The organism is Sphingomonas sp. LC-1 (assembly GCF_025371035.1).
GTDB classification, from domain to species: domain Bacteria; phylum Pseudomonadota; class Alphaproteobacteria; order Sphingomonadales; family Sphingomonadaceae; genus Sphingomonas; species Sphingomonas sanguinis_E.
The window spans coordinates 232,624-251,646 of sequence record NZ_JANZXB010000002.1; the positions used below are offsets into that span (position 1 = coordinate 232,624).

Here is a 19,023-nt window from a genome sequence, read left to right on the forward strand (position 1 = left end):
TCGCTACAGCGGTCGGTGCATCACCAGCGTATCGACCGGCCCCAGCGCCGGGTGCCGAAACGCCCCCGGCACCCGGCCGACCGTCGCGAAGCCCAGCGAGGTCCACAGATGCACGGCGGGGGCATTGGCGCTGACGACGAAGTTGAATTGCATCGCGGTGAAGCCGCGCGCCCGCGCCGCGTCAAGCGAATGCAGCGCCATCGCCCTGGCAACGCCACGGCCGCGCGCGGCGGGGCTGGTCATATATCCGGCATTGGCGACATGATCCCCGCCGCCCGCCTGATTGGGGCGCAGAAAATAGGTGCCGAGGATCGCGCCCTCCTGCGCGAACACGAAGGTCCTTTTGTCCGGCGCGCACCAATAGGCCAGGGCATCCTCCTCCGTCATGGTCGGATCCAGCGCATAGGTCTCGCCCGCGCGGATCACCGGCAGGATGATCGCGGCGATGGCGGGGGCGTCGTCGGGGGTGGCGGGGCGAATTGGCATGAAACGGTGATACGCGTGCGCTGCGCGATTGGCGATTCACCTGACAGCGGCTTGATTCCGCCGTGGCGTCGGATGTTGTCTCGCTAGGGTGGAAAGCCGAGGTCGGGGGCATCGACTTACTCCTCGTACCCGATGGCCATAAACTCGAAATTCCTGAGTCCCGACAAAGGCGAAGAGGAGTTTTCGAGCGGCACAGGCGATCATCGGCGATCGGTGTCGCCATAACCCGTAGAAGCTGGAAAAAGCGCCGCTGACTGCGACGAAGGCAACTTGTGGAACAAGTCGCTGGAGCGGGCGAAGGGATTCGAACCCTCGACCCCAACCTTGGCAAGGTTGTGCTCTACCCCTGAGCTACGCCCGCTCTGGCGTTCCGAGCCGGCTGACCGGCTGGGGTGAGGCGGGCTATTAGATGGGGGTTTTCGAACCGGCAAGCCCTTTTTTCAAAATTTTTCCGGCTGGCGGCTTTTTCAATAGAACATTACAAGAACATATATGGAGGAGCCCTTCGCCCTGATCGACCGATTGCGCCGCGCCGCCGCTTTGGCGGGCGAGGTGGTGCCCGGTTCGGTGGCGGCGGCGGAGGATGGGCTGCCCCGTCTGGCTCGGGCGCAACTCCATGAAATTCATGTGTTTTCCGACAACGAAGGGGCGAGCGGCGCGGGCTTTGCCATGGGATGCGTGCTGACGGCGGCGGCGCGGCCCCTGCTATGGCTGCGCACCGAATCCGCCGAGCGGGAAGGGGGGCGACTCCATGGGCCGGGGCTGATCGCAATGGGGCTCGACCCCGCCGATCTGGTCGTGGTGATCGTGGCCGACGATGCGGCGTTGCTGCGCGCGGCGGCGGATGGTGCGCGCTGTCCGGGCCTGGGCACGGTGATCGTGGAGGGCTGGGGCGCGATGCGGAACTATGACCTGACCGCATCGCGCCGGTTGATGCTGGCCGCCGAGGCTTCGGGCGTGTTGATGATCCTGCTGCGCGTCGGCGGACAGCCGGTGCCCAGCGCGGCCGCCACCCGTTGGGGCGTCGCGCCCGCCCCGTCGCGCGCTCTGGCGGCCGATGCGCCGGGCGCGCCCGCCTATGATCTGGAATTGCTGCGCCGACGGGGAGGGCCCGCAGGCGCCCGGTGGCGCGTGGAGTGGAACCGTGACACGCAAAGCTTCGACCCCGCGCCGCTATCTGGCGCTCGTCTTCCCCTGGTTGCCGATCGAGCGGTTGCGGGCCCGTCGCCCGCATCTGTTCGTCGGGCGCGATGAGGCGCCGATCGTCTTTGCCGAATCGGTGGGCGGCGCGATTCGGCTGGCCGCGCTCGACAGGGGCGCGGTCGTGGCGGGGCTGTCGGTCGGGCTGACCCTGGCCGATGCGCGGGCGCGGGTGCCGGAGATCGAAGTGTTCCCGCACGATCCCGCCGCCGATGCGGACTGGCTGGAGCGACTGGCCGAGGGTGCGCGACGCTATAGCCCGGCGGTGGCGCTCGATCCGCCGCACGGGCTGGTGATCGACAGCGCCGGCGTGGATCATCTGTTCGGCGGGGAGCGGGGGCTGGCCGAGGATATCGAGACGCGGATGGCGCGGCGGGGAATTACGGTTCGGCTGGCCTATGGCGACACGCCCGAGGCGGCACGCGCGCTGGCACGGCATGCCGGGGCGCCCGCCCCGGACGAGATGGGGGCGATCCGCCGCCTGTCCGTCGCCGCGCTGGACCTGGATGAGGAGGCGACCGCCGCGCTGATCGCGGCGGGGCTGAAGCTGGTCGGCGACGTACTGGCGCGGCCGATGGCGACGATCGCCGCGCGCTTCGGGCGGGAGGCGGCGACCGCGCTGCGGCGGCTGACCGGCGAGGAGGAGAGCCCGCTGACCCCGCGTGTCGTGGCCGCGCCGATCGCGGTCGAGCGCCGCTTTGCCGAGCCGGTGGCCCGGACCGAGCATATGCTGGGCGTGCTGGAGGAACTGGCGGGGGAAGCGGCGCGGGCGCTGGAGGAACGGCATGAGGGCGGGCGGCGCTGGGACGCGCGGCTGTTCCGCGCGGATGGCGAGGTTCAGGATCTGCGCGTCGAGACCGGGCAGCCGACCCGCGATCCGGCCATGCTGCTCCGCCTGTTCCGCGAGCGGATCGAGGCGCTGGCCGATCCGCTCGACCCCGGTTTCGGCTATGACCTGATCCGGCTGGATGTCGGGTTGGCCGAGAAGATGGATGCGGTGCAGCTTCGACTGGAGGGGGGCGAGGGGCGTGCGCATCAGGCCGAGGCGGCCGTCGCGGCGCTGATCGACCAATTGGGGACGCGGCTGGGGCGTGAACGGGTGCGGCGTATCCATCCGCGCGACAGCCATATGCCCGAACAGGCCGAATTGCTGCTTCCCGCGACCGAGGCGCCGCCCCGCGCGGAATGGACCCGGCCCGAGGCGGGCGAGCCGCCGATGCGCCCGATCCATCTGTTCGACCCGCCTCAGCCGATCGAATCGCTTGCCGCCGAGACGCCCGACGGGCCCCCGGCGCGCTTTCGCTGGCGGCGCAAGCTGCATGACGTGGCGCGCGCCGAAGGACCCGAGCGGATCGCGGGCGAATGGTGGCGCCGCGCCGACATGGCGCCGCCGACGCGCGATTATTACCGGGTCGAGGATGTGCGCGGGCGGCGCTTCTGGATCTTCCGCCACGGCCTCTATTCCGAAACCGAACGGCCGCGCTGGTATGTCCACGGCCTGTTCGCATGAGGGAGTCGTTCCCATTCCGCCCCTGCAAGGGGAGGTGGCAGTGCATCGCGCTGACGGAGGGGTGTCCCCGGTGGTGAGGTTCCCCAGCTTCGTTGGCGGCGACACCCCTCCACCATGCTGCGCATGGTCCCCCTCCCCTTTGCGGGGAAGGAAAAGGATAAATGCCCGACTTCGCTGAACTGGTCGCGGCGACGCATTATTCCTTCCTCGACGGCGCGAGTTCGGCGGAGGCGATGGTCCAGCAGGCTATCGTGCTGGGGCTGGACGGAATCGGTATCGCCGACCGCAACACGGTGGCGGGGGTGGTACGCGCGCATCGGGCTTTGCGCGAAATCCGTGAGATGCATGGCAAGGACATCGGCGCCTTTGAATTGGTCGTCGGCGCGCGGCTGGTCTTTAGCGACGGGACGCCGGACATCGTCGCCTATCCGGTCAATCGTACCGGCTGGGGACGGCTGACCCGGATGCTGACGTTGGGCAACAAACGGGCGCGAAAGGGGGGCTGCATCCTGGGGCTGGGCGACCTGACGCGTCATGCGGAGGATCTGCTGCTGATCGCGCTGCCGCACTCCAGCGCGCGCCCCTGCGGGCCGATGGCGGATGCGATGGTGCCGCCGAAGCGCGCTGATCCGGGGTTGGAGGCGACGCTCGACCGGCTGGTCGCGGCGGCGCCGGGGCGGGTGTGGCTGGGCGTGACGATGCCGAGAGGGGGCGCGGACCGGCGGCGGCTGATGACGCAGGCGGCGCTGGCCGAGGCGCGGGGCGTGCCCTTGCTCGCGACCACCGACGCGCTGTTCGCCGATCCTGCCGACCGTCCGGTACAGGATATACTGACCTGTATCCGCGAAGGCTTGACCATCCGCAGCGCCGGGCGACGGCTGGCCGCCAATGCCGAGCGGCATCTGAAGCCCGCCACCGAAATGGCGCGGCTCTTCGCCGATCGCCCGGACGCGGTCGCACAGAGCAGGACGATCCTCGACCGGATAGAGTTTCGACTGGGGCATCTGTCCTATCACTATCCCGACGAGCCGGTGCCCGAAGGATGGGAGGCGCAGGACTGGCTGGAGGAACTCGTGCGGCGGGGGGCGGCGGAGCGCTTTCCAGACGGTGTGCCCGCCACGCTGCAAGCCACGCTGGCCAAGGAACTGGCTCTGATCGGCGAGTGCCAATATGCGCATTACTTCCTGACCGTGCACGACGTGGTGAGTCATGCGCGCGGCCTGAAACCGCCAATCCTTTGCCAGGGGCGCGGCTCGGCGGCCAATTCGGCGGTGTGCTGGATATTGGGGGTTACGTCGGTCGATCCGACCAGGCACGACCTCCTCTTCTCGCGATTCGTCTCCGCCGAGCGGAACGAGCCGCCCGATATCGACATCGATTTCGAGCATGAACGGCGCGAGGAGGTGATCCAGTATATCTATAACCGTTATGGCCGCCACCGCGCCGCCATCGCCGCGACGGTCATCCATTATCGCCCGCGCAGCACGGTGCGCGAGGTCGGCCGCGCGCTGGGCCTGAGCGAGGATGTGACGCAAAGGCTGACCAGCACCGTCTGGGGCAGCTTCTCCAAGCAGTTCGAGGAAAAGCGCTTCCACGAAACCGGCTTCTCGCCCGACAATCCCGAAATCGCGCGGCTGCGCACGCTGGTAGACCGGCTGCTGGGGGCGCCGCGCCACTTGTCGCAGCATGTCGGCGGCTTCGTGCTGACGCAGGGGCGGCTCGACGAGACGGTGCCGATCCATAACGGCGCGATGGAGGGGCGGACCTTCATCGAATGGGACAAGGACGATATCGACGAATTGAAGATCATGAAGGTCGACATTCTGGCGCTGGGGATGCTGACCTGCATCCGCAAGGCGTTCGACCTGATGGAGGCGAACGGGCTGCCGCGCCCGGGTCTCGACACGCTGGCGCAGGACGAGGATGGTCGCGTCTACAGGATGCTGCAGAAGGGCGACAGCATCGGCGTGTTCCAAGTGGAAAGCCGGGCCCAGATCAACATGCTGCCCCGCCTGAAGCCGAAGGAATTCTACGATCTGGTCGTACAGGTCGCGATCGTCCGGCCGGGGCCGATCGAGGGGGACATGGTCCATCCCTATCTGCGCCGCCGGGCGGGCAAGGAGCCGGTCAGCTATCCTTCCCCGACCAAAGGTCCGGCGGACGAATTGCGAACGCTGCTCGGCAAGACCTATGGCGTGCCGCTGTTCCAAGAACAGGCGATGAAGCTGGCCATCACGGCGGCGGGGTTCACCCCCGATGAGGCCAACCAGCTTCGCCGCGCCATGGCCACCTTCCGCAATGTCGGGACCATCCAGAATTTCCGTGACAAGATGATCGGCGGCATGGTCGCACGCGGCTATGAGGCGGAGTTCGCCGAGCGCTGCTTCAAGCAGATCGAGGGATTCGGCTCCTATGGCTTTCCCGAAAGCCATGCGCTGTCCTTCGCGCGGCTGGTCTATGTCTCGGCCTGGCTGAAATGCCATCAGCCCGCGATCTTCACCTGCGCGCTGCTCAATGCCCAGCCCATGGGATTCTATGCCCCCGCCCAGCTGGTTCGCGATGCGCGCGAGAATGGCGGGGTCGAGGTGCGGCCGGTCGATGTGAATCACAGCGGCTGGGACAATCGACTGGAGCGGCGGGAGGATGGCGCCTTCGCGCTGCGGCTGGGCTTTCGACAGGTGGATGGGTTTCGCCAAAGCTGGGGCGACGGTATCGCCGACCATGCCCCCTATGAGACGATCGAGTCGGTCGCGATCCGCGCACAGCTTCCCCGCCGGGCGCTCGACCTGCTGGCGCAGGCGGATGCCTATCGCTCGTTGGGGCGGGGGCGGCGGGAAGGGCAGTGGGAGGCGCGGCGGATGAAATCGGCGCAACTGCCGCTATTCGCCGCGATGCAGGCCCCCGAAATGGCCGCCGAGCCCGAGGTGCCGCTTCCCCCCATGACGCCGTCCGAACAGGTGACGGCGGATTACCGCGCCACCCGCCTGTCGCTGAAAGGCCATCCGATGGCGTTCCTGCGCAGCGAACTGGCGGCCGAAGGCATCCTGTGCGCCGCCGACCTGCCGCATCTGCGCGACGGACGCCGGGTGAAGGTGGCGGGGGTGGTGTTGGTGGGCCAGCGGCCGGGCAAGGGCAATGCGATCTTCGTCACGATCGAGGACGAGACGGGGATCGTTAACGCGCTGCTCTGGGCGCGCGATTTCGAGGTGAACCGGCGGGCGGTGATGGCGGCGCGGCTGATGCTGATCCACGGCGTCGTCCAGCGGAGCGAGGAGGGGGTGATCCATGTGATGACCGCCGGGGTCGAGGATCGCAGCGCGATGCTGGCGCGGCTGGAGGATATACCCGCCATCCCACGTGCTCGCCCGATCCGCGCGGCACTCCTGCCCAGCGCGGCATCCATCCGCGCGACGTTCGGCTGCTCCCCCGCTCGCGCGATTTCCATTGAGCGGGCCATAAGGGGCCGGAGAAGGCGATTTCTGCGATGGCCTTATCCTGGGGGACTTGTGCGCACCCCCCACCATGCCATATTTTACATCATCATGGCCCTGAACAGCGACCTTCTCACCCATCCTTTGGGAATGACCGGCAATGGGCCGGGACGCGGACCCGGCCAGGGCCCCGACCATGGGGATGACGACGGCAACGGCCTGGGCGTCGCGACGCGGACCCGGACGCGCACCAAGCAGCCGACGCCGTACCGCGTGCTGATGCTCAACGACGACTACACGCCGATGGAATTCGTGGTGCTGTGCCTCCAGCGCTTCTTCCGCATGAGCATGGACGATGCGACCCGCGTGATGCTGCACGTCCATCAGCGCGGCGTGGGCGTCTGCGGTGTGTTTTCCTATGAGGTGGCGGAGACCAAGGTGGCGCAGGTGATCGACTTCGCCCGCGCGAACCAGCATCCGCTGCAATGCACGCTCGAAAAGGCGTAAGGGGCTTTCCCTCGATCCTTTGCTGACGGGAAGGCGTTCCTGCCGCCGCCCGCCCGATGCGACGAATGCGTCAGCGTGCCGGGGGCAGCCAGCTCAGGTCCAGATTGGCGAAGCGGTCGATATAGGCGGCTTCTTGCGCCAGTTGCGCCTCGTCCAGCACCGACACCCGGCCGCCCTCGCGCTTGATCAGCCCTTCATCCTCCAACTGGCGCAGCATGCGGTTCACATGCACCGCAGTCAGCCCGATCGCGTCGCCCATCTCTTCCTGGGTCAGTCCGAGCGTGAAGGAGGTGCCGACCGCCATCCCCGCCTGACGCATCTGACCGCGCAGCGACAGCAGCAGCGTCGCCACCCGCGCACGGGCCGAGGTCCGGCCCAGTCCGGCGAGGCGATCGGTGGTGACGACCCGTTCGATCTGGTTGAGGACGAGGATCAGGCTGAACAGGCGGGGATGGTCGGTCGCCAGCCGGGTGACGTGCGATCGGTCGAAGCCACAGACCACCGCGTTCGACGCCGCCACCACCGTGTCGGGCGATCGGCCATAGACCAGGGTCGACATGGCAAAGAGGTCGCCGGGAAACAGGAAGCGCACGATCTGGCGGCTGCCGTCGTCGAGCAGGACATAGCACATCAGCATGCCCTGCAGCAGGACGAACAATTCCTCGCTGCGCGACTGTTCGTCCATCAGCACCGATCCGCGTCGGACCTGGCGCGGCCGTTCCTCCAGCTGGGACAGGGCTTCACGCTCCAACGGGGTTAATTCAACCCATCTTCCCAGTCTGTCAGCAAGGCCGAAATTTGACACTGACACCTCATCCCCCGAGCGGACACGTGCCTTAGCCACGGAGGGTGCGAGCCCGCATTAATATCGATCAACCGGCCCTTTTCTGGTTTAACCGTCGAGGGATGCCGCGCCGGACGAGTCGCCGGAGGATTTGAACGCGATCGAGTGCGGGACCCTTGGCGGTGGCGCACGGGTCCGCTAGGAGGACGGGCCTATGGACCGTATCCTCATTCGCGGCGGCAACCGGCTGTCGGGCCGCCTGAAGATCTCGGGCGCGAAGAACGCCGCGCTCACCCTGATGCCCTGCGCGATCCTGACCGATGAGCCGGTCACGCTGCGCAACCTGCCGCGTCTGGCCGATGTCGACGGGTTCGGTCATCTGCTCAACCAGATCGGTGCGTCGACGCGGGTCGAGGGGACGCGGCCCGAGGATTTCGGCCGGGTCATGACGATCCGGGCGGGTCAGCTTTTCTCGACCGAGGCGCCCTATGACATTGTGCGCAAGATGCGCGCATCGATCCTGGTGCTGGGCCCGATCCTGGCGCGGGCGGGTGAGGCGCGGGTGTCGCTGCCTGGTGGCTGCGCGATCGGCAACCGCCCGATCGACCTGCACCTGAAGGCGCTGGAAGCGCTGGGCGCCGAGATTGAGCTGACCGCCGGCTACGTCAAGGCGAGCGCGCCCGGCGGGCGCCTGTCGGGCGGGCGCTATACCTTCCCGGTGGTATCGGTCGGCGCGACCGAGAATGCCCTGATGGCCGCCGTCACCGCACGCGGGACGTCCGTGCTGGGCAATGCCGCGCGCGAGCCCGAGATCGTCGATCTCTGCCGCTTGCTGATCGCGATGGGCGCGCGGATTGATGGCGTCGGTACCGAGACGCTGACGATCGAAGGCGTCGAGCGGTTGCACGGTGCGACCTATTCGGTGATGCCCGACCGGATCGAGGCGGGCTCCTATGCCTGTGCCGCCGCGATCACCGGCGGCGACCTGGAACTGGTCGGGGCCTGTGCCGAGGATATGCGCGCCACGCTCGCCGCATTGACCGAGGCTGGCGTTACCGTCGAGGAAGGCCGCGACTCGATCCGCGTGAAGGCCGATGGCCCGCTTCAGCCGCTGACCCTGTCGACCGCGCCCTTCCCGGGCTTCGCGACCGACATGCAGGCGCAGTTCATGGCGATGCTGTGCAAGGCCGACGGCACCAGCACCCTGACCGAGACGATCTTCGAGAACCGCTACATGCACGTGCCCGAGCTGGCGCGGATGGGTGCGGACATCCAGGTCCATGGCCGCACCGCGATGGTCAAGGGCGTCGCCAGGCTGACGGGCGCGCCCGTGATGGCGACCGATCTGCGCGCCTCGATGAGCCTGATCCTGGCGGGTCTGGCAGCCGAGGGCGAGACGTCGGTGAGCCGCGTCTATCACCTCGACCGCGGCTATGAGCGGTTGGAGGAAAAGCTGTCGGCGGTGGGTGCCGACATCGAGCGCGTCGGGGACTAAACCCGTTTCCTCCCCGGTAAGGGGAGGTGGCAGCACATAGCGCTGACGGAGGGGTGTCCCGCTATCGAGAGCGCGACACCCCTCCACCATCCTTCGGATGGTCCCCATCCCCTTGCAGGAGAGGAATAGAGTTGCCTACGTCACCAGCCGCTTCAGCGTTTCCACCCGGTCGGCCTCGGCGGCGGGCTTGTCGGTGCGGATACGGGCGATGCGGGGGAAGCGCATCGCAACACCGGACTTGTGCCGTTTCGATTCGTGGATCGAATCGAACGCGATCTCCAGCACCAGCGTCTTGTCTACCTCGCGAACCGGCCCGAAGCGCTGGACCGTATGCGCGCGAACGAAGCGGTCCAATGCGCGCAATTCCTCATCGGTGATCCCCGAATAGGCCTTGCCGACGGGGAGCAACTCGCCATCCTCGGTCCAGCAGCCAAAGGTATAGTCGCTATAATAGCTCGACCGGCGGCCATTGCCGCGTTGCGCATACATCATCACGCAATCGGCGGTCAGCGGATCGCGCTTCCATTTGTACCACAGGCCCACGCGCCGCCCACCGCTATAGGGCGAATCGCGGCGCTTGAGCATCACCCCCTCGATCGCGGCGTCGCGGGCGGTGGCGCGCAGGGCCTCCAGCGCGGTGAAATCCTCCGCCTCGATCACCGCGCTGACGTCGAAGCGATCGGGGTCGAGTTTCGCGGCGAACGCCTCCAGCCGCTTCCGCCGCTCGGTCCAGGGGAGGGCGCGGACATCCTCGGTCCCGTCGACGAGAATATCGTAGAGCCGGACGAAGGCGGGATAATCCGTCAGCATCTTCGCCGACACCGTCTTGCGCCCGAGCCGTTGCTGGAGAGCATTGAAGCTGGCGGCACCCCCGCCATCCTCCAGCGTACCCCCCTGATGCTCGCCCTTGACGAGCAGTTCGCCATCGACTGCGCCGATCGCGTCGAAGGCGTTCGCCACATCGGGAAAGGCGTGGGTCACGTCGTCGCCGGTGCGGCTATAGAGTCGGGTCTGCCCCGCGACATGGACGATCTGGACGCGAATGCCGTCCCATTTCCACTCGGCGGCATAGTCGGTCAGGTCGACCCGCAGATCCTCCAGCGGATGGGCGAGCATGAAGGGGCGGAAGACCGGCACATCGGCGGGTGTCGGCTGTGCCCCCTTGCCCTCGCCCCAGGCGAACAGTTCGGCATAAGGCGGGGACAAGCCGTGCCAGACCTCTTCCACCGCCTCGACATCCAGGCCGAAATGCTGGGCGAAGGCGGTCTTGGCCAGCCGCGCGGACAGGCCGATCCGCAGGCCGCCGGTCGCCATCTTAAGCAGTGCGAAGCGCTCCTCCGCGCTCGATCGGTCGAGCATGTCGGCGAGCACGGCGGGCGCGTCCGACCGCGACAGGTGGCGCAACCGCTCGACCACCGCGCTGACCGATAGCGGCTCGGGATCGAGCGGCCGGTCGGGTGTGGGCCAGAGCAGGGCGACCGTCTCGGCCGTGTCGCCGACATAATCGCGGCTCATGCGGAACAGCACGGGGTCGACCCGCTGCTCGATCAACGCGCGGATGAGCGCGGGCTTGACGCCCGGCAGGTCGAGATCGCCCGTCAACGCCGCCATCGCCCAGCCCCGGTCGGGATCGGGCGTGGCGGCGAGGTAATCCGCGACCAGTTTCAGCTTGGCGTTGCGCGATCGCGTATAGATCAGCGCGTCGAGCAACGCGGCAAAGTCGCGCACCGGCGGATCAGTCGATCGCGTTCTTCACCGACTTGCCCGCGACCAGCCCGAGCACCAGGAAGATCACGAACAATGCGATCGCGATGAAGAACAGGATCTTGGCGATCCCGACAAACGCCCCGCCGACACCCCCGAAACCGAGTGCGCCGAGAATCAATCCGACGACGAGAAACGTGATGGCGAGCTTGAGCATGGGGGCATCCTTCCGACCTTGATGAAAAGGGTTAACCGGCGGGGCGGGTTGGTGTTCCGGTTACGGATTGCCGTTGCGATCCATGCGGGCGCGAATGTCGCCTTGCCCGTCGGCGCGCCGTGCCCAGGCGAAAGAGGAAAAAGGGACATGTGGTCTGTCCCATCATGGTATCGAAACCGGATCGGCGCCCGATCGCGGCATTGCAACATCGTCCCTCTTTGGGGCATGTGCGGAAGGGGAGGGGGCAGTAACCAACTGCTCACGGGGGTAAATTCATGACGACTCGGCGCCAATTCCTGATCGGCGCGGCGGCCTTTTCCTGTGCCGGCTGCGTGGTGGAGGGGGGAAATGATCCCCAGCCGCAACCAACGCCCACGCCGACGCCGACCCCTGTCGCGACCCCGCCGCTCTATATGCTGGCGACGAAGGACGGGTCGGTCGGCCAAACCTATTCCGTGCCCAATGGGCTGACCGGCATTCAGTGGTTTCGAGAGGCGCTGACCGTGGATCGGACGCGCACGCCGATTGCCGACGCTTCCGGTGCAACCTATGTCGCCCGCGCGCAGGATCTCGGCACCCGCCTGGTCGCCACCGGCCTGATGAATGGGCAGAACGTCACCGCCGTCGCGCTTGCGGTGGTGCTCGATTCCCCCATTTTGCTGGAAAGCTTCGATACGACGAGCGGCTTTACGGCAACCAATGGAGCGCTGCTCGCCAGCGGATCGGCTCGGGCTCAGGGTAGCGGCTCGGTAGAGATGCAGGGGACGGGATCGCGCCTGGGTGGACCGGGACTGCGCAAGTCCGATATCGGCTATCACGACCCCGCCAAGCTGGGAACGATCGCGCAGTTCGTCGATCTGGGATGGGATCCGGTCTATGGCACTGTCACCGCCTTCGATCTGGCCTTTTTGCGCGACGGGCAGGAGTTTCGCGGCCAGACGGCGCTGTTGGCGCCGCTCTATCAGACGCCGCAGCCGCTTTTCTATGGCACGATGTGGGGATCGATCCATTCGAGCGAGATTGCGGGGCTGCAAAGCGCGGGGCCCGGCCGGTTCGGCATGGCGAACAGCGTGTCGACACAGGCACCCGACGCGCCGCGGGTCGGCGTCGATGCACTGGTGGCCCGGGCCGGTGGCCGCCCGACCATCATAATCGGCTTCGACGATCTTCTGCGGACGCAATATACCGAAGCCTTTCCCTATATGCGCGCCCGCAACGTCAAGGGCGGCTTCCATGTCGCCCCCGGCCTGGTCGGCGGCCCCAGCAGGCTGACCCTCGCGCAGATTCGCGAAATGTATGATGCGGGCTGGGATTGCTATCTGAACGGCACCTATGACGACGGTATGATGATCGGCCACTCGACGCTGGCTGCTGCAGTGGCCGATCTGCAAAAGGTGCGCGACTGGGCACAGGCCAATGGCATGCCGCGCGGCAATGATTTCTGCTGCTATCCCAATGGCCGTTACCAGGACAGCCCGGCCCGGCCGCGCAGCTTTTCCGTCCGGACCAATGGCACGGTGATCGCCACCATGGCGGACACTTCGGGCATCCAGCCTGGCATGTTCGTGGGCGGCTATAACGTCCCGATCGGCACCACCGTGGTCAGCGTGGATAGCACCACCCAGATCACGCTCAGCGCTCCGGTCATCGCCCAGGTCAAGGCATTCAACTTCACCGACCTGTCGGGCGAATTCTCCTACACCAAGCTGCCGCTGGCGTTGAAGGCGGCGGGGTTCAAGATGGCGCGAACGACTCAGGGGCGCGGAAGCTGGCTGTCCCGCTTCGGCATTCCCGATCGCGGCGGTGTCCTCGTCCCCGCCAATGCCACGTCGAACGAATCGCTGGATCAGTTGAAGGCCGATATCGATCTGACCATCCTGCGCGGGGAAACCTCGGAATTTTATATCCATGGCCTCTCTGCCACCGGTACCGGCCAGACCGATCCGGACAAGTTCCGCGGCCTGATCGACTATATCGTCGCACGGCGCGATGCCGGGGATCTGGACGTCCTGACCAAGACCGAGCTTTGGATGCGCGACGGGGCTTCGTCCCTGCCCCTCTGATCTGACCCATGAAAAAGGCCCCGGCTTTCACCGGGGCCTTTCGCCTGTCGTTCTGTTCGAAGGTTGCTCCAGGCCCTCAGCCCTTGCGGCCGGCCTCGAACAGGAACCAGGCGCGCTCCTCGGCCTGGTCGGTCCATTCGTCGACGATGCCGCTGGTGGCATTGTCCTTGGCCTCTTCGGCGGCGTCCTTCACGGTGCGGAAGCGCTCGACCAGCTTCATATTGTCGTCGCGCAGCTCGACCAGCATGTCGGCGGCGGAGACGAACTCGCGGTCATTGTCGACGATCGTCTGGCGGCGCGCAATGTCGCCGATCGAGCGCAGCGTGACGTTGCCGGTCTTGCGCACCCGCTCGGCAATGGCGTCGGTCACGCCTAGAATCTGCGCGGCCTGATCGTCGAGCATCAGGTGATAGTCGCGGAAATGCGGGCCCGAGACATGCCAGTGGAAATTCTTGGTCTTCAGGTACAGCGCATAGCAATCGGCCAGCGCGCCGTTCAGGGCATCGGCGACGCTGGCGGTCGCGTTGCGGTTCAGGTCGGTCGGCGTATCGAGCGCCGGATTGATATCGGACATGGACATGCTCCCGCTGTCTGGATCGTTGCGTTAACGATTCGATGGCGGAATGGCTCCGCCGCGTCCATGTACAAAGCATGGCCTGAGTGATCGATACCCTAGATCAGTCCTTTCACCGCCAGTGCGATCACCACGCCAGTCAGCCCCATCAGCACGCCCAATCCAACCCGCATGGCCCGCAATGGCAGGCGGCGCCAGCCCCGCTCCCCCAGGATGATCGCAGGCAGCACGGCCCCGGCCAGCCCGATCGCCGCACCGGGCAGCGCCGCCCAGGGCAGGGGGGAGCGTGCGGCGGCGGCGGCCACGATCAACGATCCCGAATCGGCGAACAGGATCGCTCCGCCGCCGATCAATGCCCCGCCGAAAACGCCCAGCCGGGGCCAGCCATAAGGCGTCGCGGAGCGGGGCAGGGGCCCCATCATCCCAATCCCGATAAAAATCAGTGCGATGGCCAGGAACAGACCATGCGTCTCGGGTGTGAATCGCGCGGCGAGCACGGTGCCGAGCCGAATCCAGACCCCCGCCAGCAATGCCTGTGCCAGCACCAGCCCGGCCAGCACCGCGACCGGCCGCCCACTCCGCTCCGTCAGTTGCGCCGCCAACAGGCTCGATCGTCCGCAGGCCTGCCCTGCCAGGGTCGCGACCAGAACGATCATGAAGGCGTCCATCAGCCCGCCATTCGTACCGAACACGCCTCGGCGAATCGGTTTGCGGTCTCCAGATCCTGGCGCTCGCTGGCGACCGCGTCGGTCAGCATCGCGAACCAGCCATGGACGGGCCCCGCCGCGCCGTCACGCGTCAGTGCGCGGTCGATGAAATGGGTGACGGTGACCGCAGGAGCCAGGCCATACGCATGGGCCAGCCGGCGAATGGCGTCGATTCCACCGGCTAGATCGGCGGCGGGGGCATAGGGTGCCCTGACGTCGAGCGCGGCGATTCGGGCCCAGAGCTCGTCCCGTATTTCCGAAGGAATCGCCCGATCGGATGATTCGTCCTGCTCCATCGCTTCCCCCCGGCCTTTGCCTGTCCGCCTATTCGCCCTGTCAGGGGGCGGATCCGCCTTGGAATATAGCGCCGCGCGCGTAAAGAGGGGCTTAAATCGGGCGAAATGCTTGACTCGGACGTGCCTTTGGGCCATGCGCCGCCCTTATATAGCGGCGGCTCCGGCTGCCGCTTTCGCTTTTTCACGCATACAGGAACCAGGTCATGGCCAAGCCGACCACCGTCAAGATCAAGCTCGTCAGCTCGGCTGATACCGGCTTCTTTTACGTCACCAAGAAGAACCCGCGCACCAAGACCGAGAAGCTGAGCTTCAACAAGTACGACCCGGTCGTGCGCAAGCATGTCGAGTTCAAGGAAGCCAAGATCAAGTAATTCGCGGGGGCGGCGCGCACGCCGCCTCGTGAATGGCTTGAAGGCGTGAAGCCGCCGTCCTGATGGACGCGCGGCTTTTTGTCGTTACCTCATCACGCGTCATCTCGCAGAGCCAGGGCAGTGACACGCTTGCGAACTGTCGATCGGTAACGGCCCCAGCGTCTGCCGGGGCCATGTCGGGGAACAGGCTTACGCTGCCGCGGGGTAGAGCGTCTGGATCAGCCAGTCGTGGAACAGCCGCACCGATTTCTGCTGGAGCGCGCGGGGGCGACAGACGAACCAGTGGCTATAGGGGCTGTCCACTTCTATATCGAACAGCCGGACCAGTCGCGGGTCCTGGGCATGTTCGAAATGGCTGGCATGCATGAAGGCGACGCCGAGCCCTTGCGCCACCGCCTCGAGCATCAGGCCCCCGGAGTCGAAAAAGTCGATCGCCTTGGGCTTGATGTTGGTCAGCCCCGCCGCCTGGCACCAAGCGGTGAAGGCGTCGGGCATTTCGCGGTGCAGCAAAGCGGTCATCCCGTTCATCTGTTCGGGATGGAGCAAGGCATTGGGACCCTCGGCCAGCCGCTTGGCGCCGATGACGTAAACCTTGTTGAAATCCAACCGCTTGGCATAAAGCGACGGATCGATTTCGCGGCCCAGCGCGATGACGGCGTCCAGCCCTTCGCCCAGGCGCGCAATGCCGTGGCCCGCCGTATCGATGTCCAGATGCAGTTCGGGATGCGCCGCGCGCAATTGCCCCATATGCGGGAACAGCCGCTGCGCGGCATAGAGCGGCAGCACGCCGAGACGCAGGCGCAATACCTCCTGCCCGCTCGACATCGCCTCCACCGCATCGGACAATTGATCGAGCAACGGGGCGATCTGCTCCATCAGCGTCTGGCCGTCTACATTGGGCACCATCGCCTGATGACGCCGGGCGAAGAGCGGCTTGCCGACGAATCGTTCCAGCGTCTGCACCCGGCGGCTGAGCGCCGGCGCGGACAGCGCCAATTCCTCGGCCGCGGCCTTGATCGAGCCCAGCCGGACGACTTGTACAAACGCTTCGATCGCACCCAGCGGAGGGAGCCTGCGCATCACGCAACCTTTATCTTACCGTCGCTTGGGTACAGGATTGCATAAACTGCAATCATAACCAAGCTTTTCGCACTTGCAACATAACGTGTCGCAGCGCAAAAGGAACGGGCCTTTCAGGCATCCTCTCCTAAAAACTTTTCGGGCTGGTCGTTTCGATCGGCCCTTTTTTTTGTCTCGGTTCGGCGGTCCGGTCTTTCACCGGCAGGAACCCGCCCCCACGTCCCGCGCTTTCGTGTCTCAGACACTTTGCCAAGGGACGATCATGGCCGACAGCGACGCGCCGACCCGCAAGATACAGGTGGCCAACAGCCGCCCCGAGGATTCCGGGCGCGGCCTGGCCCATTTGCCGCGCAACCTGATGGCCGCGCTGGGCATTACCGAAGGCGATGTGGTCGAGATCGTGGGCAAACAGGCGACCCCGGCTCGCGCCGTTGCCCCCTATCCAGAGGATGAAGGGCTCGACCTGCTGCGAATCGACGGGTTGCAGCGTGCCAATGCGGGCGTCGGCTCGGGCGATTTCGTCGAGGTGCGTCGGGTCGATTCGAAACCCGCCACCCGCGTCGTCTTCGCCCCCGCGCAGGAGAATCTGCGGCTGCAGGGCTCGGCCCAGGCGCTCAAGCGGACCTTCTTCAACCGACCGCTCTGTCAGGGCGATGTGGTGGCGACCGCGGGGCAGCAGCGGGTCACCAACATGCCGCCGGGCGTGGCGCAGTTCATGAACGCGCCCGCTTATGCGCTTCAGGAAATCCGCCTCGCGGTCGTGGCGGCCAGCCCCAAGGGCGTGGTGCATATCGACGAGAATACCGAGGTTGAGCTTCGCCCCGAATATGAGGAACCGCGCGAGGCCCGCCGCGCCGACGTCACCTATGACGATATTGGCGGCATGGGCGCGACCATCGACCAGTTGCGCGAGATGGTCGAACTCCCCTTGCGCTACCCCGAATTGTTCGAGCGGCTGGGGGTCGAGCCGCCCAAGGGCGTGCTGCTCCACGGACCGCCCGGTACCGGCAAGACGCGCCTCGCCCGTGCCGTCGCCAATGAATCGGATGCGCAATTCTTCCTGATCAACGGGCCCGAGATCATGGGCTCGGCCTATGGCGAGTCGGAACAGCGGTTGCGCGAGATTTTCGAGGAGGCGACCAAGTCCGCCCCCTCGATCGTCTTCATCGACGAGATCGACTCGATCGCGCCCAAGCGCGACCGGGTGCAGGGCGAGGCGGAAAAGCGGCTGGTCGCGCAACTCCTGACCCTGATGGACGGGCTGGAATCGCGGGCGAATCTGGTCATCATCGCCGCGACCAATCGGCCGGAGGCGATCGACGAGGCGTTGCGGCGGCCGGGTCGGTTCGACCGCGAGATCGTGGTCGGCGTCCCCGACGAGCGCGGGCGGCGGGAAATTCTCGGCATCCACACGCGCGGCATGCCGCTGGGCGACAAGGTGGATCTCGCCGAGCTGGCGCGGACGACCTTCGGCTTTGTCGGGGCGGACCTGGCCGCGCTGACCCGTGAGGCGGCGATCGAGGCGGTGCGGCGGATCATGCCACGCCTCAACCTGGAGGAGCGGACCATCCCGGCGGAGGTGCTAGACACGCTTTCGGTCACGCGCGAGGATTTCCTGGAAGCGTTGAAGCGCGTCCAGCCCTCGGCGATGCGCGAGGTGATGGTGCAGGCGCCCTCGGTCCGCTGGGAGGATGTCGGCGGTCTCGACACCGCGCAGATGAAGCTGAAGGAAGGCGTCGAACTGCCGCTCAAGGACCCGGATGCGTTCCGGCGTCTGGGCATACGGCCCGCCAAGGGCTTCCTGCTCTATGGCCCGCCCGGTACCGGCAAGACGCTGCTCGCCAAGGCGGTGGCGCGCGAGGCGGAGGCGAACTTCATCGCCACCAAGTCGAGCGACCTGCTGTCCAAATGGTATGGCGAGAGCGAGCAACAGATCACCCGCCTGTTCGCCCGCGCGCGGCAGGTGGCACCGACGGTCATCTTCATCGACGAACTCGATTCGCTGGTGCCCGCGCGCGGCGGCGGCCTGGGCGAGCCGCAGGTGACCGAGCGGGTGGTCAACACCATCCTGGCCGAGATGGACGGGCTGGAGGAATTGCAGTCGGTCGTCGTGATCGGCGCGACCAACCGCCCCAATCTGGTCGATCCCGCGCTGTTGCGGCCGGGGCGGTTCGACGAGCTGATCTATGTCGGCGTGCCGGACAAGGCGGGGCGGCGGCGGATATTGGGGATTCAGACCGCCAAGATGCCGCTCGCCCCGGACGTCGATCTGGATGACGTGGCGGCACGGACCGATCGCTTCACCGGTGCCGATCTGGGCGATGTGGTGCGCCGGGCGGGTCTGATCGCGCTGCGCAGGTCGTTAAGCGCGGCGCAGGTCGACATGGCGGCGTTCGACGAGGCGCTGACCGAAGCGCGTGCCAGCGTCACGCCCGAGATGGAACGCGATTACGAACAGATCGCGGCGAAGCTGAAACAGGACGCGGCGGCGATTCAGCCGATCGGCTTCATCGCGCCGGGGATGCTGACGTCGACGGAGGGCAAGCAACGGTAACGCCGCCAGGTCCCCATCCCGGTCCGCGCCGGGATGGGGGTGGG

Annotated in this window: 15 protein-coding genes and 1 tRNA gene; 7 read left to right on the forward strand and 9 right to left on the reverse strand. The window is 66.7% G+C overall.

Annotated features, from left to right (window positions below):
* Nucleotides 1-3 precede the first annotated feature (3 nt).
* Together NZL82_RS03875 and NZL82_RS03880 are read right to left on the reverse strand one after the other, a co-directional pair.
* A complete protein-coding gene (locus NZL82_RS03875) occupies nt 4-486 on the reverse strand; it encodes a GNAT family N-acetyltransferase (RefSeq protein WP_261268456.1) in 483 nt (160 codons plus the stop codon).
* Between the two features lie 286 nt (nt 487-772).
* Nucleotides 773-847 (reverse strand) — tRNA-Gly (locus NZL82_RS03880).
* 131 nt (nt 848-978) lie between these two features.
* Between NZL82_RS03880 and NZL82_RS03885 the strand changes: the two genes are divergently transcribed.
* From NZL82_RS03885 to clpS, 3 genes are all read left to right on the forward strand, one after another.
* Nucleotides 979-1,740 (forward strand): ImuA family protein, encoded by a 762-nt coding sequence (locus NZL82_RS03885; RefSeq protein ID WP_261268457.1) that lies wholly within the window; start codon nt 979-981, stop codon nt 1,738-1,740.
* On the forward strand, nt 1,631-3,196 hold the full coding sequence (locus NZL82_RS03890; protein ID WP_261268458.1) for a DNA polymerase Y family protein: 1,566 nt from the start codon (nt 1,631-1,633) through the stop codon (nt 3,194-3,196). The genes NZL82_RS03885 and NZL82_RS03890 overlap by 110 nt, the downstream gene beginning before the upstream one ends.
* A gap of 161 nt (nt 3,197-3,357) precedes the next feature.
* Nucleotides 3,358-7,134, forward strand: coding sequence for an ATP-dependent Clp protease adapter ClpS (gene clpS, locus NZL82_RS03895; protein WP_314732868.1), 3,777 nt, complete (start codon nt 3,358-3,360; stop codon nt 7,132-7,134).
* Nucleotides 7,135-7,204: 70 nt separating this feature from the next.
* Here clpS and NZL82_RS03905 read toward each other — a convergent pair whose 3' ends face one another.
* Nucleotides 7,205-7,885 (reverse strand): Crp/Fnr family transcriptional regulator, encoded by a 681-nt coding sequence (locus NZL82_RS03905; protein WP_261268459.1) that lies wholly within the window; start codon nt 7,883-7,885, stop codon nt 7,205-7,207.
* 247 nt (nt 7,886-8,132) lie between these two features.
* Between NZL82_RS03905 and murA the strand changes: the two genes are divergently transcribed.
* Entirely contained in the window at nt 8,133-9,413 is a 1,281-nt protein-coding gene (gene murA, locus NZL82_RS03910) for a UDP-N-acetylglucosamine 1-carboxyvinyltransferase (RefSeq protein WP_261268460.1), read from the forward strand.
* Nucleotides 9,414-9,548: 135 nt separating this feature from the next.
* Here murA and NZL82_RS03915 read toward each other — a convergent pair whose 3' ends face one another.
* Together NZL82_RS03915 and NZL82_RS03920 are read right to left on the reverse strand one after the other, a co-directional pair.
* Nucleotides 9,549-11,141 carry a cisplatin damage response ATP-dependent DNA ligase gene (locus tag NZL82_RS03915; protein ID WP_261268461.1) on the reverse strand — a complete coding sequence of 531 codons (1,593 nt, stop codon included), beginning with the start codon at nt 11,139-11,141 and terminating at the stop codon, nt 9,549-9,551.
* Nucleotides 11,142-11,148: 7 nt separating this feature from the next.
* Nucleotides 11,149-11,334: a DUF1328 domain-containing protein gene (locus NZL82_RS03920; RefSeq protein WP_261268462.1), complete on the reverse strand. Its 186-nt coding sequence runs from the start codon at nt 11,332-11,334 to the stop codon at nt 11,149-11,151.
* Between the two features lie 275 nt (nt 11,335-11,609).
* On the opposite strand from NZL82_RS03920, the gene NZL82_RS03925 reads away from it, so the two are divergent.
* Nucleotides 11,610-13,397: a hypothetical protein gene (locus NZL82_RS03925; protein ID WP_261268463.1), complete on the forward strand. Its 1,788-nt coding sequence runs from the start codon at nt 11,610-11,612 to the stop codon at nt 13,395-13,397.
* Between the two features lie 76 nt (nt 13,398-13,473).
* Here NZL82_RS03925 and NZL82_RS03930 read toward each other — a convergent pair whose 3' ends face one another.
* From NZL82_RS03930 to NZL82_RS03940, 3 genes are all read right to left on the reverse strand, one after another.
* On the reverse strand, nt 13,474-13,971 hold the full coding sequence (locus NZL82_RS03930; RefSeq protein WP_405051341.1) for a Dps family protein: 498 nt from the start codon (nt 13,969-13,971) through the stop codon (nt 13,474-13,476).
* 98 nt (nt 13,972-14,069) lie between these two features.
* The gene (locus NZL82_RS03935; RefSeq protein WP_261268465.1) at nt 14,070-14,663 is read right to left on the reverse strand and encodes a hypothetical protein; all 594 of its coding nucleotides are present in this window, start codon (nt 14,661-14,663) and stop codon (nt 14,070-14,072) included.
* Nucleotides 14,639-14,974 carry a hypothetical protein gene (locus tag NZL82_RS03940; RefSeq protein WP_261268466.1) on the reverse strand — a complete coding sequence of 112 codons (336 nt, stop codon included), beginning with the start codon at nt 14,972-14,974 and terminating at the stop codon, nt 14,639-14,641. Before NZL82_RS03940 ends, NZL82_RS03935 begins: the two co-directional genes overlap by 25 nt.
* Before the next feature lie 203 nt (nt 14,975-15,177).
* Here NZL82_RS03940 and rpmG point away from each other — a divergent pair, with 203 nt between their 5' ends.
* On the forward strand, nt 15,178-15,345 hold the full coding sequence (rpmG, locus tag NZL82_RS03945) for a 50S ribosomal protein L33 (protein ID WP_007407030.1): 168 nt from the start codon (nt 15,178-15,180) through the stop codon (nt 15,343-15,345).
* 189 nt (nt 15,346-15,534) lie between these two features.
* Here rpmG and NZL82_RS03950 read toward each other — a convergent pair whose 3' ends face one another.
* Nucleotides 15,535-16,425, reverse strand: coding sequence for a LysR substrate-binding domain-containing protein (locus NZL82_RS03950; RefSeq protein WP_261268467.1), 891 nt, complete (start codon nt 16,423-16,425; stop codon nt 15,535-15,537).
* A 262-nt stretch (nt 16,426-16,687) separates the two neighbouring features.
* Here NZL82_RS03950 and NZL82_RS03955 point away from each other — a divergent pair, with 262 nt between their 5' ends.
* Nucleotides 16,688-18,979, forward strand: coding sequence for a CDC48 family AAA ATPase (locus NZL82_RS03955; RefSeq protein ID WP_261268468.1), 2,292 nt, complete (start codon nt 16,688-16,690; stop codon nt 18,977-18,979).
* The last annotated feature ends 44 nt before the right edge of the window (nt 18,980-19,023 follow it).